This window comes from Mangrovactinospora gilvigrisea, assembly GCF_001879105.1.
Lineage (GTDB): Bacteria > Actinomycetota > Actinomycetes > Streptomycetales > Streptomycetaceae > Mangrovactinospora > Mangrovactinospora gilvigrisea.
In genome coordinates, this window is sequence record NZ_MLCF01000002.1 from 107,229 (window position 1) to 123,146 (window position 15,918).

Consider the following 15,918-nt stretch of genomic DNA (forward strand, 5'->3'; position numbering starts at 1 on the left):
GCGCTGCAGCAGGGTGCTGAGGCGGCCTTGGGTGTTCCCCAGGTGCGCTGCGGCCTAGCCAGCTCCGGGGCGTCCTCGGGCGCCTCGCCGCCGCCGTGGAGGTCGGCGAAGGCGGCGGCCTGCTCATCGGCGTCCAGCCACTCCCTGCCCGGGCCGGCGGCGCCGGCCCAGATGCGGTTCAGGAGTCGAAGCGGGCGACTTGATCAGGGAGTTGGTCCTCGCGCAGCCGTTGGAAGCGGACCGGGTGCCGGTAGCGGCCGGCATCGTTCGCGGTGTCGGCGAGGAACTCGGCGACCAGCTCGGGCCGGACCAAGTCCACCTCAAGCTCGCCGCGTCCGCCCCAACCCGCGGAGAAGTGCCGTCCGTGCCAGGGGTGCTCGGCGCCGGCCGGCGTCAGGCGGGCGCCGAGGTCGCGGCGCGCGGCGGGAGGAAGCGGCGTGGTGCGGGCGACCAGGCGCAGCCGGCCGGTGTCGTCGTAGCGGGCCACCAGCAGACTCGCCGGTGCGCTCCGGCTGCCGGTGGTGCCGGCGATCAGGGCCTCGGCGCTCGACCGGCTGCGGATCTTCAACCAGCCGCGGGCGCCGGGCCGGTAGGGCTGCTCGGCGCCCTTGGCGACCACGCCCTCGATGCCGACCGCGCCCCAGGCCGGGTCCAGCCACTCGCGGGCCAGCTCCCGGTCGGCGGTGGCCGGGCACAGCGTGAAGGGCGGGGTGAGGATCCGGCGGGCGAACAGGTCCTCCAGGAGGGTGCGGCGCTCGTGGTAGGGCCGGGCAAGGAGCGGGGTGCCGGCGTGCTCGAGGACGTCGAAGCAGATGAGCGCGGCCGGGTGCGCGGCTGCGGCCCGGGTGGCGGTGCGGGCGCTGCGGCGGGCGCGCTGCTGCAGCTGCGCGAAGTCGAGGCGGCCGTCGTGGTAGACCACCAGCTCGCCGTCGAGGACCACCGGTTCGCGAAGACGGGCGGCGGCGGCCGCGAGGTCGGGGAAGGCCTCGGTCAGGTCCTTGCCCTGGCGGGAGTGCAGCAGCACCCGGCCGGGCCGGGCGAACAGGATGGCGCGGAAGCCGTCGACCTTCTGCTCGAACCTCAGGCCGCCGGCAAGGGCGCCGTCGGCGGGCAGCTCGCCGCGGTCGGCGGCGAGCATCGGCTCGAGCGGCGGGTCCAGGGGCACAGCGCCACCCTGGGCCGCGGCGGCCGGCCCGCGCATCCGCAGGGCGGCCGTCCGGCATCCACCCCGCAGGCGCTCCCGCACACCATGAGCAAACCCCGCCCCCGCGGCGACGCCTTGGAGCGGGTGCTCCTGGAGCGCGCAGGCCTCCGGCCCGGTTACGCCTCGGCCGATGTGGTGCCGTCCACCGCGTGAACGTGATCCTTGAGCTTCTGCCGCATCAGATAGGTGTCGTAGTCGGTGCCGGCGCGGACCTTCCGGAGGGCGAGCGTCGCCTCCACCTGGTCCTGCTGGATCTTCTTCCACTCGGCGCGCTCCGCTTCGCCCCAGGGGGCGTCGGGACCGCGGTGCGCATCGGCGAAGTCCCTCGCCGTCTGGATCGCTTGGTTCCAGGTGCGCTGGGCGTCGATCAGCTCCTGCGGGAAGTCAACATCATCTGTCTCGGGCACGGCGGCAGGCTACGACCCTCCTCGGACACGCGTGGGCAGGCGCGGCGGTGTCAGGCGCAGGGGCCCTCGGTCCGGACCAGGCGGTAGGCGGGCGCACCGTCGGCGAGGTCGAGGGCGTAGACGTCGACGGCGGTCGGGGCCGGCCAGGGGTCGTCGGTGTCGGCGACGCCGGTGGCATGCCGGACCTCGGGCAGCAGCGTCGCATCGTGCGGAACCACGCAGCGGCGGCCGTCCAGGCTGCCGCCGATGTACTCGATGACCGGTGGTGCCTCGCCGCGGAGGCGGGCAAGGACGGCGTCGGCGCGGAGGAGGACGGCGCGGACGCGGGAACCGGCTGCGGCGAGCCGCTCCCACCGGTCGCCGTCCATGTCCACTCCGGCATCATCCATCACCAGCAGCCGCGCACGGCATCACCCGTTCGTGGGGCAGACGGCGTCCGAGGCGCTGTCGGCGGCGTGGGGAGGTTACCGCGCGCCTGTGACAAAGGTCCGCTCACCGGGTCGAACATAAATTCGAACACGTGGCAGCATGGCCACCATGAAAGATCGTTGGCCGCAGCAGGTGCCCCAGCCCGAGACCCCTGGGTGGCGGGACGCGGCCTTCGGTTACCTGTGCAGCCTCATCCCCGCCGGCGCCCGCCCCGGCCGCGACGCCCTCCTGGCCGCCCACATCGCCCGCAAGACCACCATCGGCATCCTGGCCGGCCTGCGCGACGGCTGGAGCCAGCTGCCCGAGGACCTCGGCGGCAACCTGCAGCCGCGCGAGATCGAGCACGGCCGCGTCCTGTACGAGCTCCTCGGCAAGCAGGCCGCCGCCCGGCTCACCGAGATCGACGCCCTGGTCGAGGCGCTGCGCGCGCCCGACCCGCGGCCGCGCCGGGCCGCTGAACAGGTGCCGGCCTGGCGCCGCCCGCGCACCGCAGGGGGCGCCGATGGCCGCCGTTGACGTCCAGGAGCTGCAGGCCCGCATCGCCGAGGCGCAGGAGGCCACCCGCCATCGCCAGGATCCGCCGCCGGGCCTGCCGGTCCCCGAGCTGCTGCGCGGCGTGCTGCCCGACGGCCTGCCGGTCGGCGCGGCCACCGCCGTCCGTGACCGCGCCCTGCTGGTCGCCCTGGCCGCCGCCGCCCTCGGCGACCACGGATGGGCCGGTGTCGTCGCCATGCCCGACCTGGGGCTGCTCGCCGTCGACCACGCCGCCACCGCCAGCTGCATCCATCGGCTGCTGCTCGTCGACGAACCCGCCGAGCAGTGGCCGGAGATCATTGCCGCGCTCGCCGGAGGCGTCGACCTGATCCTCCTCGGACCGCCCCCGGCGGTGGGCGAGGAGACCGCGCGCCGCATCGGCGCCGTCCTGCGCCGCACCAACTGCGCCCTGCTCGTCGACGGGGCCTGGCCCGGAGCCGCCCTCAACGGGTGGGTGTCGGAGCCGGTCTGGCAGGGCCTCGGCCGAGGCTGGGGACAGCTGACCGGCCGCTCTGCCAACGTCCACATCGCCGGCCGCGGACGCGCGACCCGGGAGCGCACCGTCCGCCTTCTGCTGCCCGGCGCCAACGGCAAGGCGGAGGCGCTGCCGCGCACGGCTTCCGAGCGCGAAGACGGAGGTGCTCTGTCTCGGGCCGAGCACGGGTGACTGCGGCGGGCCCGGCCCCGGTTGAAGGGCGACCGCCCGGGTCGCTGGCGCCGGGCCGTGGATCGCCCGTCCGGCCCTGGTCCGCAAGCGCTCGCCGCGCGGCGGTGCCTACCTTCGCGATGCGGGTGGGACCAGGATCGATCAAGGAGTGATCATGGCAGGGAAGTTCGAGGTCTACACCGACAAGTCCGGGCACTACCGCTTCCGTCTCAAGGCAGGCAATGGAGAGATCATCGCGGTCGGCGAGGCATACAACTCCAAGGCGGCGTGCCTGAACGGCATCGATTCGATCAAGAAGAACGCGCCTGATGCCGAGGTCAAGGAAGTCGCAGAGACGGCACACTGACGGCGACCGTTCCCCGACGCCCCAGCCGCTGCGGCCGGGGCGTCGTCGCGTGATGGCGCCTGCGACTACGACGCCTTCCGCTTCCTTGCCGCCGTCTTCTTCGCTGGCGTCTTCTTCTTCGGTCCGGAGCCGTCCTTCGTCTCCGCCACGGACTTCTTCAGTGCGTCCATCAAGTCCATGACCTGACCGCCCTGCGCCTCGGCACTCGGCGTCTCGGGCAGCGGGGCGTCGTCGAGCTTCGCCTCGACAAGCTGCTCCAGCGCCTCGCGGTAGTGGTCCGGCGGCAGATCGTCCATGCTGAAGTCGCGCGACATGCCCTTGATCAGATCCATCGCCATGCGGAGCTCGTTGCGGTGCAGCGTGTCGTCCGGGACGTGCATCCCCGACCGGTCCCGGACCTCGTCAGGCCACCGCAGCAACTGGACAACCAAGAGCTCCCCCATGGCCCTGACCGCACACAGGCTCTCCCTCGTCCGCAGCGCCACCCGTGCGATGCCCACGACACCGGCCTCCGCAAGGGCGTCCCTTAGCAGCACGTAAGGCTTGCCGGGACGCTTCGGTTCAGGCTCCGCCAGATAGGCCGTCGACCACATCGCCGGATCGATCTCGTCGACCGCCACGAATCGCTCCAGGGCGATCTCGTGGGCCGACGGGAGCGGAAGATGATCGAAATCCTCGTCCGTCAGGACTGCGACCTGCCCATCGGGAGCCGTGTACGCCTTGGCGATCTCATCGTTGGCCAGCTCTTTCTCATCCCGCTCACAGATCTTCTTGTTCCGCACCCGGCCGCCGTCCGCCTTGTGCACCTGGTGCAGAGTGACCTGCTTCGATTCGGCGGCTGCGATCAGCTGTACAGGCACGCTGACGAGGCCGAAAGCGATGCTCCCCTTGAAGATCGTTGCGGGCATGAATCCCATGCTGGCTCCCGCGAGCACGCCGCGCATCCGGGCGGCGGCCGGGCACCGATCGGCGCGGCCGCCGGGCTGCGTCAGGCGAGCTCGCCGCGCCGCTGGAGTTCCGCGCGCATGAGGTCGATCTGGCCGTGCCCGGCGTCCACCAGCTTGGGGTCCCACCCGCGGCCGGCGAGGTCCGCGGCGGCAGTGCTGTAGCCGCTGTTCCCCTGCTTGAGGGCGTCGGTGCCCATCCGACGGTAGACGTTTGCGTTGCTGCCCATGTCCGGCCTTCCTCTCGGCTTGGTCGGGGGCGGGGCCTGGGCGGCAGGATCGGGTGCCGCCGCCCGGGCGGTTGCTCGGTCACCGGGTACGGGGCAAAACCCGGTCCAGGAAGTCCCGCAGGATGTCTTCGTCCAGTTTCGAGTCCAACTCCAGCGAGCGGCGGATGGCGCGCGCCGTGTGTGCGGCCGGGAGGCCCCAGCGCCGGTTGGCTTCGAACTGGATCTCGCCGATGGTGGCTTGGGCCGTGTCGGGATAGTGGCGGATCATCCAGTCCAGCATCTGGGCGATTGGGATGCCGAGGGCAAGGATCGGCCAGTCGTCGGCGTCGGACTCCTCGCCCTCCAGGTGGGCGCGGACGGCGGCGGACTTCCTGAGGGTGGAGTAGGTGCTGAAGGCGTCCAGGACGGCGTGCCGCATCGTGGCCGACAGCGGCTCGGTGGGCACGATGTGCTTCAGGTCGCTGGCCACGCTCCAGGCGAGTTGCTCGGCGACCTCGGTGACGGCCGGCTCGGTGCGGTGGCGCAGTGCCCAGCGCTTGCGGACCTCCTGGCGGTCCCACAGCTGGCGGGTGAAGGACTGCGCGAGGCGGTCGCGCAGGGCGGCGGCGCCGGGCGGGAGTTGGTGGGGGTCGCCGGCACCCATGGCGGCCATGACGCTGTCGGTGGAGCGGTGGCGGGCCTCGATCCAGTCCTCGACGACGGCCCTGGCCCATACGGCGCGGGAGCCGATCTCGGCCTGCGGCATGGGCAGATCGCCCTGGTTGCGGGCGAGGTAGCCGCGCAGGGTGGAGGCGGCCAGGTGGGCGCGTTCGGCGAACTGCGGCATGCCGAGCATCTGGTCGGCCGCCAGTTCCGGGGTGGCGAGGTTGACCGCGCACGCATCCAGCGGGCGGGAGTCCTTGCGCTGCATGCGCAGCCGGGCCCACAGGGCCAGGTGGTCGTTCCACTGGCCGTCGAGGTGGGCGTCCGCAGCGAAGTTGGCGATCTTGATGGTGCAGGCGCGGTCGGCGTCGGCGGCGCGGTCCAGCAGGTCGGCGGCGGTGACGGTGACCGCGGCGGTGGCGGGGCGGTGCTCGTGGTCGTCGCTGGCCGGGTCCCACACCTGCCGGGGCCGGTACCAGCGGGCGCCGTCGAACCAGTAGCCGCCGGCGCGGTAGAGCAGGGCCTTGGACCAGTGGTAGTGCATGGTGGAGATGTCCTCGTCGCGCATCAGCCACACGCTGGTGCCGTGCTCGGGGTGGTGGCGGATCGACCATCCCAGGTCGTGGCGGATCGGGTCGGTGGTGAAGGCGTGCCAGCCGGCATCGTGGATGTCGTCGTAGCGGCCCCACATGCCCTGGCCCTTGTGGCGGCCTACGGCCTCGATGGCCTCGGGGTCCGGCAGGGGGATGTGGGAGTCGTCGACAAACGGCAGGCCCGGCACGGGGTGGTCGGTGCGCAGGCCGTTCGCCAGAGGAACCTCTCGGAACACCACAGTGCTGCTCCCTCTAGAGGATAGTGCTGCAAGCATTTGCAGCACTTTGATTTCAGGGATACAGCAACTAAGCGGAGTCGACTAGTACTACTTCAACTGTCCATCCATTCGCGGGACTTGGGCAAGCGGCTCACCCGCACCTGGCCGCGCTCTGGCGGGTGGTGGCCGATCTGCGTGTCCTGTCCCTGTGGCACCATCGGTGACGGATGCGTGTCCCCCGCCGGCCCGAAGCCGGGTAAGCCGACCTCGCGCCCACAGGATCCGGCGGGCGGACCCCACACGCTTGTGAAGATCACCCGGCGCGTCAGAACGGCCTGCCCACCTTGACGTCGGGCGCACCCGCATCCATTCGCCGCTGACCGCACCAGCAGGCGGCCCTCTGCAAACTCCGGATCATCGATGGACACGCCCGCACCTCCTTGATTGCCGCACGTCGAGATGGGGCCCCGGGGCGAACCGGCCGGAGGCTAGAGCCGTCGCAACCAGCATTCCATTCGGTAAGCCTGAAGTAGTCCAGATCCATAATTTGCTCTCAAAATTGGGTTGCGAAGGACCTTAACAGCCTCATTTCCATCCAGCGCACCTGCAGCGTGAAGGAGGCTGTCCGAGTTAAGTATCGAGGATATAGGACCCACATTATTCTCCACGAAGGCGTTATTTGCTATGTTGATCACATTTCCGAGCTGCTGTCGAACAGCCGCCTTGGGGGCGCGCGACAAGAAGGCGTAGCGCCAGATCAGTTTCTCGATTCGATCTCCCATCACCTCGCCTGATCGGTACTCATGGGGTATCGACAAGCAATACTCGACCAGTCGTCGGTCTGCAAACGGCATCAGCCATGCGCTCGAAGATGGGATCTCGCGTTCTTGGATTGCCGATCCAATGACAAGTGAGTTCATTTCTAGGGCGACAACACTGAGCGCCGAGGCGCGAAGTCGATCCGATCTAGAGAACTGCACCTGCCCGCCGTGCAGTCGCTCCTCCACTTTTTTTGCGGAATCCAGGCTGTGGAGGACAGCCTCTTCTCGGGCTTCGTCGGGGATCAGTGAGCCACCAAAAGTTTCAAGATACGGCAGCGTGATCGGAAGGATTCCAAATGAAGGGCGCATAATACCTCTAGCCACACTGCGTGCGATGCGACGCCCAAACCTGCTGCGCGCAGCAATGAGTCGCCTGGCCCCGTTCCAAACCGTGTCCAAGCTCAACGGGTTGAAAGATATACAGTCTGCCGCTGCCCCACCGAACAGGTCATCACTCAGTAGACCCGTAAGCATGGAGACTGGAGAATGAGAGCTGTCGGCTGCAGCGCGCAGGAGAGCTCGCTCAGGCCCAAGGTGTGGGTGGTAGGCTACACATTCCTTGCCGCAGAGCACGTATGCTCCATCAGGTCCGGTAAGATCGCTTAGATCAACTTCGACCAGGTTGGCCGAATATTCCTTCGCCGCCTGTCTAGCCGAGGCTAGGTCGGCTCGAACATCGGATTGTTGCATCGTAAAGTGATATGCCGATATATCTCTGGAGTGGCGGACGGCTTCGGAGAGTACAACTGAGGAGTCGATGCCACCGCTGAGCGCGACTGCTGTGCGTCCCTGCTGTCCGAGTGACCCGACGGCACGAGACACATGCTCTTCCAAATCCCTTGCTACCTCGTCGATGGATGCTCCGGTGGGATTCTGAAGATAGATTTGATCCAGGTATGTCTTACGGAGGCCCGTCGGTGTGAGTTCAACGGCCTGGCCGGGCTCAACCAAGCTGACGTCGCGCATGTAGGAGTCATATCGGCTCTGGAACAACAGTGACGGGAGCGAGTCCGAGTCGATAAATTTGCCGATTTCGTCGCGCGGGTAGGTGAAAGTGGGGTCGGTTGACCAGACTAGAGCATTCGAGGTGAGTCGATAATATAGCGGCCATGGGCTGGTGATGCTTCGATACAGTGTCGCCGTTTCACCATTTCGGTCTACATGCGCTGCACAGAACTCTCCTTCAATGCTTGGGAACGAAGTCAGATTCCCCCGGTCCAGACGGTCGATCAGTTCATCGTGCGATCGACGACTTCGGTCATCTGACCTCATCTGTCCCATCACTGCAAGGCGGTCGTGACGATCCTGATCATTCGCCGATGAATAGTGCAGCCAGCCCTGCACGAGTACGTCACGGCACGGTAGCTCAGCACCGAAAGGACCGCTCGTGGGATCATCCCACTCTCCACGAGAGGGATATCCTGAGGATTCGGTCCTGAAAGCGATGGATTGCCCCTTCAGGGACTTTCTGTCAAGGGAAAACCATCCCGTCATTGCTGGGTAATACACCGCAATTCACCCTTTTCCAGTTAAATGCTGCGACTATCCGAGATTTGCTCTTGCTGCCCAAGTCCGGTGGCTCTCTAGTTGCTGGAGAACCTCAGGAAGGGGCGGTGGAACCCAAGCGTCTTGGCGGCCAGTTGTGAGACTGGCGCCTGGTCTTGGCGGCACAAGTACGATGTTCTTCCGAGCGGTCAATGACTCCTGATGTTGCTGGTAGGCACTGCTTTGGGAACCGCCAGGCGGGAGTGAGGGCGCCACGGCAATAGTGGCGGAAGTGCATTGCGCAGCCAGTAGTGATGGGGTGTCAGCCAATCCGAGGGCCAGGCGGGCGGTGTAGTGGAATGTCGCCGGGTAGATCAGAATTGCCTGAGCCCACTCGGAGAACTCAACATGTTTAGCATGCCCGTCTGACTCCCAATCGTCGAGGACAACTCGGGTTCCGGGTTGTCGCTGCAGGTCGTGGCGTGCGACGAATGGCATCGCACTCCGGGTCAGCACGATCTGCAGGTCGATGTCTGTGAGGTGTGTGCGGAACCAGCTCAGCCAAAACGGTGTCCCGCTTGCTGTGGATGACCCGCTGACGATCCAGAGGAGGCGTTGGATGCCAAGGACTGGGGCGGTCCGAGGTGTCGTCATCCTGGCTCTCCCGTCCGATAGGCTGCGGTCTGCAGATCGAACAGCTCCGCAAAGATGCCACTGCCCTCAATGAGGTCCTGCTGGGCTCCGACCTCAGCGATGCGGCCGTTGTCCAGGACAACGATCAGGTCGGCCAGGTGGACCGAGGACAGGCGATGGGTGATGAGCACGGTCACACCGTTGGCGCTTCCCTGGATGTCGCCGCGGGTGTACTGGCGGACCAGAGCCACTTCGCTCTCCGGATCGATGGCAGATGTAGGTTCGTCCAGGACCCGCAGCAGTGGGTCGCGGCGCATTGCTGATCGAGCCAACGCCAAGCGCTGCCACTGACCGCCTGACAGATCGACGGCTCCGGCGAATCCCTTCCCGAGACGGGTCTCGAGGCCACGCGGCAGGCTGTCGATCATCCGCTCGGCATCGACACGATGCAGGGCGGCATGTACCGCCTGGATGTCCTGCCGGTCGTCGAGCAGGCCGATTCCTACGGCATCGGTGACGGGTAGCTTGTAGCGGACGGCGTCCTGGAAGACGGCGGTGACACGAGTGCGCCAGGCATCGGGGGCGATATCGGTGAGCCTCTGACCGTCGATGAGAATCTCGCCGGCGGTAGGCGGGTACAGGCCGCACAGCAACTTCACCAGCGTGCTCTTTCCCGCTCCGTTCTCGCCGACCAGCGCTATCACCGATCCTGCGGGGAGGGTCAGGTTGATGTCACGGAGCGTCGGGGTGGCGGCTCCGGGGTAGGCGAAGGTGACGCCGCGCAGTTCGATGCCCCGGTGGAGCGACGCTGGCGGGCTGCCGTGCGCGATGTGTGCCTGCTCTTGGCCGGAGTACTCGGTCAGCCACATCAAGTGGGCGACGACACGTAGAGTGCCCGCCATGCCTCGGGCCTGGCCGGCGACTCCTTGGGCTAGTCCTTCCAACTGGACGCTCAGGAGAAGAACCAAGGCTGCGTCGCCGACCGATCCGTGCCCGTGGATGGCGCGGTTCATGATGAAAGTCAGGATGCCGCCGTAGGCCAAGCCGTAGGCGAGGCCGGTTGCGAGCCGAAGGGCAAGTCCGCGCGCAGCGGCGCGTTCTGTCTCGCGACGGGCCTCGGCTCTGAGGGTCAGAATGCGGTCCAACAAGGTGGCGGCCAGCCCGCTGACCCGGACCTCCGTCGCGTAACGAGGCGCGGCCGCGATTTCCTCCAGCTGGCCCGCGAGGCGGGTTTTTGCCTGGGACTTTTCGGTAGCGGTCAGGATCCCGCGTGCTCCTCGTCCCGAGGCCCAGACGCGGAGTCCCGCGAGGACCAGCAGGAGCAGGACCAGGGGGTGGACCGTGGTCAGAACGGCGAGGACGGCGATGCCTGACACGAGCATGTTGAGGCCGTCGACGACGAAGGTGACCGAGTTTTGAAGCTCGCCCAGATTTCCGCGGATCATCGAGATGCGGTCGGCCAGGTCGGGCCTTTCGTGGTGGGCGATGTGCGGCACGGCTGTGGTGAGGGTCAGGACGCGCTGCTGGATGTAGGAGTCCATCCGCTCGTTGAGGGTTGCCCACAGCGCTGTCCCGGCGACCTCGAACAGCAAGGTGGCGCAGGTGGCGGCGATCAGAAGGGCGAAGGCGAGGGACGTTGATCCGTCGCCCGTGACGGCGTCGACGAGAACCTTGACGCCGAATGCTTGGCCGAGTGCGGCGAGCGCTTGGGCGACCATGAGGGCTGACTGGGTGGTGGCCATCAGCGGGGCGGCCCGGAATGGCAGCGCGAGCATCGTGCGGGTAGTGGCGATCCGTCCTGGTGTGGTGTCAGCCATCGTTGGGCTCCGGCGGGTTGTCCGCGTCGGTGAGGTAGAGACTGCCTTGGGCACGGAACATGGCGGCGTAGCGGCCGTCCAGCCGCAGCAGGGTGTCGTGTGTACCTGACTCGACAATCCTTCCGCCGTCGAGGACGCCGATGCGGTCCGCGCCGCGGACGACCGAGAAGCGGTGCGAGATGGTCAGGGTCGTGAGGCCGGCAGCCAGATCGAGGAATCGTCCGACGAGTTCGGCTTCGGCGCGGATGTCGAGTGCGGCTGCGGGTTCGTCCAAGATCAGGAGGCTCGCGCCCTGCTCGGCGGCCCAAAGGGCGCGGACCAGGGCCAGGCGCTGCCATTGGCCGCCGGACAGATCGGTGCCGCCGTCTTGGTTGCGGTCCAGTGGCGTGTCCCAGCCGTTGGGCAGGTCCCGAACGATGCCGTCGAAGGCGGCGCGTTCGGCAACCTGATCCATGGCGCGGATGTCGTGGGGTGGCTGGTGGCCGATGGCGACGTTCTGGGATGCCGTGAGCGGCAGTCGCAGGAAGTCCTGCATGACGACGGCGATCTGCGTGTGCCACTGCGGCAGATGAAGACGCGCAAGGTCGATTCCGTCGATGGTGATCTGTCCGCTGGTCGGGCTGATCATTCCGGTGAGAAGTTTGACCAATGTGCTTTTGCCGGCACCGTTCACGCCGACGAGGGCGAAGGATTCTCCGGCGCGGATCTCAAGGTCGAGGTCGGTCAGAGCATCGCGGTCTTGTCCTGGATAGCGGTAGCTGACCTGGTGCAATCGGATGGTGTGTGGGTGGCCGGTCTGCAGCTGGGACAACGGCGATGGAGCGGCGGCGTCCGGTGCGACGGACTCGGGTATGGCATCCAGGGCCTCCAGGGTCCGGGCGCCGCGCTGTGCTAGGACCGTGAGGTGTGGGCTGAGGGCCGCCAGGACTGCGAGCGTTGCCGCTGCGGACGAGGTGGCAGCGGCAATATCGACGTGTCCGCCGCGCACTTGCGAGATCAGGTACAGCAGGACCGCGGAGATCGAACCGGCAAGGGGGATCACAGCCAGGAACGCTCGGATTCGAGTGCGTCGACGTGCGTGCCACACCGGCCGCATGGCCTGCATCCACTGGTCGAGGTGGCTTTCTCGCAACCAGGTGGCCAGGCCGAAGACACGTACTTCCTTGGCTGCCTCGCCCATGCCAAGTTCGAAGAAGTAGGAGGCCTGGCGTTGGGCCTCGGCCTGGTCCGGCCATGAGCGGAACTCCACACGCCACGCGGCGGCCAGCACCTGGGAGGCCAGAGCCAGGGCGGCGACCAGGAGAATCGCGCTCCACCAGGACAGGTAGAACGCAACCAGAATGAGTGAGCCAAGCGCTGCAAGACGGCTCTGCAGGCCCATTGCGGCAATGCGAACGGCATGCGGTACCGGAAGACCGTTCATGCCTCGGGCCTGGGCCAACTGGTCCTGAACCGCGGAGTCCTCGAGGGTCGACAGGTTGAATGCCGCAAGGAGCGATCCAGTGATCGTACGGCTGACATCGTCATCGAGGCGCCCGACAAGAACCTCGGCAACCCAGTCGCTGGCAGGCGGCAGCATGCATCGGCAGACCAGGACGACAGACAGGCCGATCACCGGGCCCCATGCACCAGACATTGAACCTGTGTGGCTCGCGCCGGCGACTGCGGCTACGGCCTGGCCCAGAAGCAAGAGCTCGGCTGCGGCCAGGCCTCCGCCCAGAATACTGAGGACTACAAGAGAGCACGTCAATCGCGGGCGGCGGCGGAATGCGAATCGCAGGAGGCTCAGCATGGAGGCATCAGTCCCGTCCCTGGACGGTCGAGGTTGCAGGGCCTCGCATGAGACGCATGGTGACGATCTCAAAAGGCCTCAGGGTAATCGTGAACAACCCGTGCCCTGCACGGGCCAGGCGGCCGGAGGGCACGGGTGCTTCCCGGGCATTCACAAGGCAGGCTCCCCCGACCGGGAAGGCCACGGCGACAGTGGTCGCAGTGCGACCGCCGGTGCTCTCGTACAGGCGCACGACAACGTCCCCTGATGCATCGTCGGCCATCTTGATGGTCTCGACGACCGTCGGACCGATGGCCGTGACCAGGGCGTGCTCTTCGGCTGCACTGGCAAAGCAGCTCAATGGGTGCGCCTGGTTGTACCAGGCGGTTACGGCGTCCTGGATCGTAGCTCCAGGCATCAGGCTGTATCGGTGGAGGTGGCGGCCGCGTTCGGCCCCCGGGTCCGGCACCTGGCTGGACCGCAGGAGCGACAGACCGACCTCGTTGGCCACGCCGGTTCGATATGGTGTGCGGCGCACGTTGAACCCATAGAGAGTCGGGGTGATCAGTGCGATGCCGTAGTCGGCCTCTGTGAGGCGGATCCAGCCCTGGGTGACGGACTCGAATCGGGCTGCGTCGCGATCGGTGTTGCGGTGCGTGTCCCTTGTGATGTGACCGAACTGGGTAGCGGCGGTTGCTTCGGCGGTGTGCAGGTCGATGGGCGCCGAAAGCCGCATTATCCGGTCGTATTCGTTCCAGTCGATGACCAGGTCGACATCGACCGATCGGCTCGCGGACCTCAGCATCACTGTCTGGGTAACGCGCGAGGAACCGATCGTTTGGACGACCTCGATCGCCGCCACGAGGGGTCCGGGTTCAAGCAACTGCAGGGACTGCAACCGGCCTGGTGTGCCAGCCAGGTGATCGTAGTGAGCGTCGAGGTTCCACGCATCGTGGGTGTTCGGAAGGTCCGGGAACACCAGCAGGCGGATCTCGCCATTCTGGGTGAGGATCTCGCGCCGCGTCGTGTAGTCGTAGACCGAGCAGATGTTGCCTACCTCGTTCAACTCGATGCGGAGGAGGCCGTTGTCGAGAAACCTCGGCCCTCCCCGGACAGGGGCGCCAGCCGACGCGACCGCACGAGTCAACGGGGTCACCGTGTATGCCGGAACACGCGCGGGAAGCGCCCAACGTCCATCGCGGAGGACTTGGGCGGCCCTAGGAGCCCGCCCATGGCCGCTTAGCGATCTGCCGTCGACGAGGACCACGCCGTGGGTGGACCGCGGGCCCGAGTTGGCCAGATGCGGGGTCGTCGCGCCCGGGCCGGAGACGGACTGCTGCGCCTGTTCGACGATCTCGGTCAGTTCCGCGATGATCTCTTGATGCGCCGCCGCCGCATCGCGGTGGACCCAGGCGATGGCCGTGCCAGTCACGATGTCGTGCGCCTGGTGGAGCAGAACCAACTTCCAGAGCTTCTCTAGACGTTGGTGGGGATATGCCCGGTCTGTAGCAAGTGCTGCCAGCGTGCACCAGTACTCGGCATCGTGCAGGAGCCGTTCACAGGCCCGGTTCCCGGTCTTGACGACGTGCTGGCTGGTGTAGGTACCGCGATGGGTCTCCAGGTACAGCTCACCCCGCCATATCGGGCGGGGAGCGGGGTCATCGTCGAGCGCAGAGAAGAACGCGTTAGGGCCCTGAACCTCGATCAGATCTGTGCCGGGGGAACCGCGGAGGCGACGGTAGCGTTCCATCACCTCGCGCGTCGGTCCCGTTCCGGCCCAGCCGATCGGGGTGAGTGATCGTGCAGATCGGCTGGAGCTGTGGTGCCGGCGCGAGGTGTGAAGGACCTGATGCGGCGACAGGTCGCCGCTGTAGGTGTCGGCGGGGCTCAGGTGGGTCAGCAACCGTGACCCGTCGATTCCTTCCCAGTCGAAGGTGCTGTAGGGGTGGGTGGACACTTCGTTCCATGAGAGCTTCTGGGAGAAGAAGAAGCGCAGCCCTGCCGCCTTGGCGATCTGCGGGAAGGACCCAGGAAAGCCGAAGGAGTCAGGCAGCCAGACGTCTCGGACCGTGAGGTCGAACTCCTCCTCGAAGTAGCGCAGGCCGTAGACCATCTGACGCAGCAGCGACTCCCCGGAGGGCAGATTGAGGTCCGCCTCGACCCACATCGCTCCCGTTGGGACGATGGCGCCTAGTTCGATCTTTCTGCGGACAGCTTCAAAAACCTCAGGAGCATCAGCCTGGAGCCAGGAGAAGACCTGAGGTTGACTGCAGGCCACCACGAGCTCGGGGTAGTCCTCAATGATCGACAGCAGGTGGCTGAAGATACGGACTGCTTTCCGTCGTGTCTCGGTCACGGGCCACAGCCACGCCGCATCCAGGTGGATGTGCCCTACGACCGCCTGGGTGTAATGTCCCGGTCTCCCTTCCGAGCGAGTATGCAATGAGCGGAGTCGCTCGCGCGCAGCTCCAGCTGTGGCTGGGATCTGACCAAAGTCCAGATCTGTGAGGGCTGCAGAAACTGCTTCGGCCACCGACTGGCGCCAGGGATCGGCGACGTCGAGTTCGCGGATCAGTCCACATGCCAGCTCCAGGTCGTCCCACAACGCCACTACCTCAGGATCAAGAAGTCGCAGGATGGCGTGTCGGAACTGGTACAAGGTTCCGGGCGGCGCAGTCTCGGGGTCACCGAGCGGCGTCGGCTCGTTCGGAAACAGCGGTAGCGCTGCAGCCTGCACGTGCAACCGTATGCGATCTCCGTCGAGAGCCCGGGCGTCAATAGGGACGTAGTCGACACCGGGAAAGATTCCTTTGATGAGGTCGCCTCGGGCGCCGTGGACGAGGCCCTCAAGATGATGGCCCGTCCACCGTGTTGAGAACCCCAGATCAAGGTGTGCTTCGACGTCAGCGCCGTTCCAGGCTCTGGGTAGGAAGCCGTCGAAGCGGAACCAGGTGTCACTCCATGCACGGCCCCACGGTCCACCTGGGCTGATCGGCTCGTACGACCCTGAGAGCACCTCGGCGATACTGGCGTTCGCTGACTCCTTGAGGCGGGATGCCACCAGCGGCAGTGCCGCCCGGGTACGGTGCCGCATGATGGGCGCCCCCACCGTCTGCCCCAGCGCCCAGGCCAAACGGTCGTATGTATCACGGATCACTGAGCACTACTCCAAGCGCT

At 67.0% G+C, this 15,918-nt stretch carries 14 protein-coding genes; 3 read left to right on the forward strand and 11 right to left on the reverse strand.

What is annotated here, in order from left to right; genetic code table 11:
* Positions 1-178: 178 nt before the first annotated feature.
* From BIV57_RS00525 to BIV57_RS00535, 3 genes are all read right to left on the reverse strand, one after another.
* On the reverse strand, positions 179-1,165 hold the full coding sequence (locus tag BIV57_RS00525; RefSeq protein WP_071654710.1) for an ATP-dependent DNA ligase: 987 nt from the start codon (positions 1,163-1,165) through the stop codon (positions 179-181).
* A 155-nt stretch (positions 1,166-1,320) separates the two neighbouring features.
* Positions 1,321-1,611 carry a hypothetical protein gene (locus BIV57_RS00530; RefSeq protein ID WP_071654559.1) on the reverse strand — a complete coding sequence of 97 codons (291 nt, stop codon included), beginning with the start codon at positions 1,609-1,611 and terminating at the stop codon, positions 1,321-1,323.
* A 50-nt stretch (positions 1,612-1,661) separates the two neighbouring features.
* Entirely contained in the window at positions 1,662-2,000 is a 339-nt protein-coding gene (locus BIV57_RS00535) for a hypothetical protein (RefSeq protein WP_139275347.1), read from the reverse strand.
* Positions 2,001-2,148: 148 nt separating this feature from the next.
* On the opposite strand from BIV57_RS00535, the gene BIV57_RS00540 reads away from it, so the two are divergent.
* From BIV57_RS00540 to BIV57_RS00550, 3 genes are all read left to right on the forward strand, one after another.
* Positions 2,149-2,556 carry a hypothetical protein gene (locus BIV57_RS00540; RefSeq protein WP_139275349.1) on the forward strand — a complete coding sequence of 136 codons (408 nt, stop codon included), beginning with the start codon at positions 2,149-2,151 and terminating at the stop codon, positions 2,554-2,556.
* On the forward strand, positions 2,543-3,241 hold the full coding sequence (locus tag BIV57_RS00545; protein WP_071654562.1) for a hypothetical protein: 699 nt from the start codon (positions 2,543-2,545) through the stop codon (positions 3,239-3,241). Before BIV57_RS00540 ends, BIV57_RS00545 begins: the two co-directional genes overlap by 14 nt.
* Positions 3,242-3,395: 154 nt before the next feature.
* Positions 3,396-3,587 carry a YegP family protein gene (locus tag BIV57_RS00550; RefSeq protein ID WP_071654711.1) on the forward strand — a complete coding sequence of 64 codons (192 nt, stop codon included), beginning with the start codon at positions 3,396-3,398 and terminating at the stop codon, positions 3,585-3,587.
* A 65-nt stretch (positions 3,588-3,652) separates the two neighbouring features.
* Here the strand turns inward: BIV57_RS00550 and ku are convergent, their stop codons facing one another.
* The 8 genes from ku to BIV57_RS00590 form a co-directional block, all read right to left on the reverse strand.
* Positions 3,653-4,495 (reverse strand): non-homologous end joining protein Ku, encoded by an 843-nt coding sequence (ku, locus tag BIV57_RS00555; protein WP_071654712.1) that lies wholly within the window; start codon positions 4,493-4,495, stop codon positions 3,653-3,655.
* Between the two features lie 80 nt (positions 4,496-4,575).
* Complete coding sequence (locus BIV57_RS00560) at positions 4,576-4,761, reverse strand: hypothetical protein (RefSeq protein ID WP_071654563.1); 186 nt, start codon at positions 4,759-4,761, stop codon at positions 4,576-4,578.
* A 79-nt stretch (positions 4,762-4,840) separates the two neighbouring features.
* Positions 4,841-6,235 carry a hypothetical protein gene (locus BIV57_RS00565; protein WP_245797362.1) on the reverse strand — a complete coding sequence of 465 codons (1,395 nt, stop codon included), beginning with the start codon at positions 6,233-6,235 and terminating at the stop codon, positions 4,841-4,843.
* A 467-nt stretch (positions 6,236-6,702) separates the two neighbouring features.
* A complete protein-coding gene (locus BIV57_RS00570) occupies positions 6,703-8,379 on the reverse strand; it encodes an asparagine synthase-related protein (RefSeq protein WP_175548614.1) in 1,677 nt (558 codons plus the stop codon).
* Positions 8,380-8,577: 198 nt separating this feature from the next.
* Positions 8,578-9,174 (reverse strand): flavoprotein, encoded by a 597-nt coding sequence (locus tag BIV57_RS26695; protein WP_071654566.1) that lies wholly within the window; start codon positions 9,172-9,174, stop codon positions 8,578-8,580.
* Complete coding sequence (locus tag BIV57_RS00580; RefSeq protein ID WP_079169886.1) at positions 9,171-10,970, reverse strand: ABC transporter ATP-binding protein; 1,800 nt, start codon at positions 10,968-10,970, stop codon at positions 9,171-9,173. The genes BIV57_RS26695 and BIV57_RS00580 overlap by 4 nt, the downstream gene beginning before the upstream one ends.
* Entirely contained in the window at positions 10,963-12,606 is a 1,644-nt protein-coding gene (locus BIV57_RS00585; protein WP_175548615.1) for an ATP-binding cassette domain-containing protein, read from the reverse strand. The genes BIV57_RS00580 and BIV57_RS00585 overlap by 8 nt, the downstream gene beginning before the upstream one ends.
* 163 nt (positions 12,607-12,769) lie before the next feature.
* Positions 12,770-15,898 carry an alpha-mannosidase gene (locus BIV57_RS00590; protein ID WP_071654569.1) on the reverse strand — a complete coding sequence of 1,043 codons (3,129 nt, stop codon included), beginning with the start codon at positions 15,896-15,898 and terminating at the stop codon, positions 12,770-12,772.
* Positions 15,899-15,918: the final 20 nt, after the last annotated feature.

Bases quoted from the DNA above. Each gene is read 5' to 3' on its own strand.
- ku (WP_071654712.1), bottom strand. From the start codon at position 4,495: ATGCCCGCAACGATCTTCAAGGGGAGCATCGCTTTCGGCCTCGTCAGC.
- BIV57_RS26695 (WP_071654566.1), bottom strand. From the start codon at position 9,174: ATGACGACACCTCGGACCGCCCCAGTCCTTGGCATCCAACGCCTCCTC.
- BIV57_RS00535 (WP_139275347.1), bottom strand. From the start codon at position 2,000: ATGGATGATGCCGGAGTGGACATGGACGGCGACCGGTGGGAGCGGCTC.
- BIV57_RS00545 (WP_071654562.1), top strand. From the start codon at position 2,543: ATGGCCGCCGTTGACGTCCAGGAGCTGCAGGCCCGCATCGCCGAGGCG.
- BIV57_RS00560 (WP_071654563.1), bottom strand. From the start codon at position 4,761: ATGGGCAGCAACGCAAACGTCTACCGTCGGATGGGCACCGACGCCCTC.
- BIV57_RS00580 (WP_079169886.1), bottom strand. From the start codon at position 10,970: ATGGCTGACACCACACCAGGACGGATCGCCACTACCCGCACGATGCTC.
- BIV57_RS00585 (WP_175548615.1), bottom strand. From the start codon at position 12,606: ATGTCTGGTGCATGGGGCCCGGTGATCGGCCTGTCTGTCGTCCTGGTC.
- BIV57_RS00550 (WP_071654711.1), top strand. From the start codon at position 3,396: ATGGCAGGGAAGTTCGAGGTCTACACCGACAAGTCCGGGCACTACCGC.
- BIV57_RS00540 (WP_139275349.1), top strand. From the start codon at position 2,149: ATGAAAGATCGTTGGCCGCAGCAGGTGCCCCAGCCCGAGACCCCTGGG.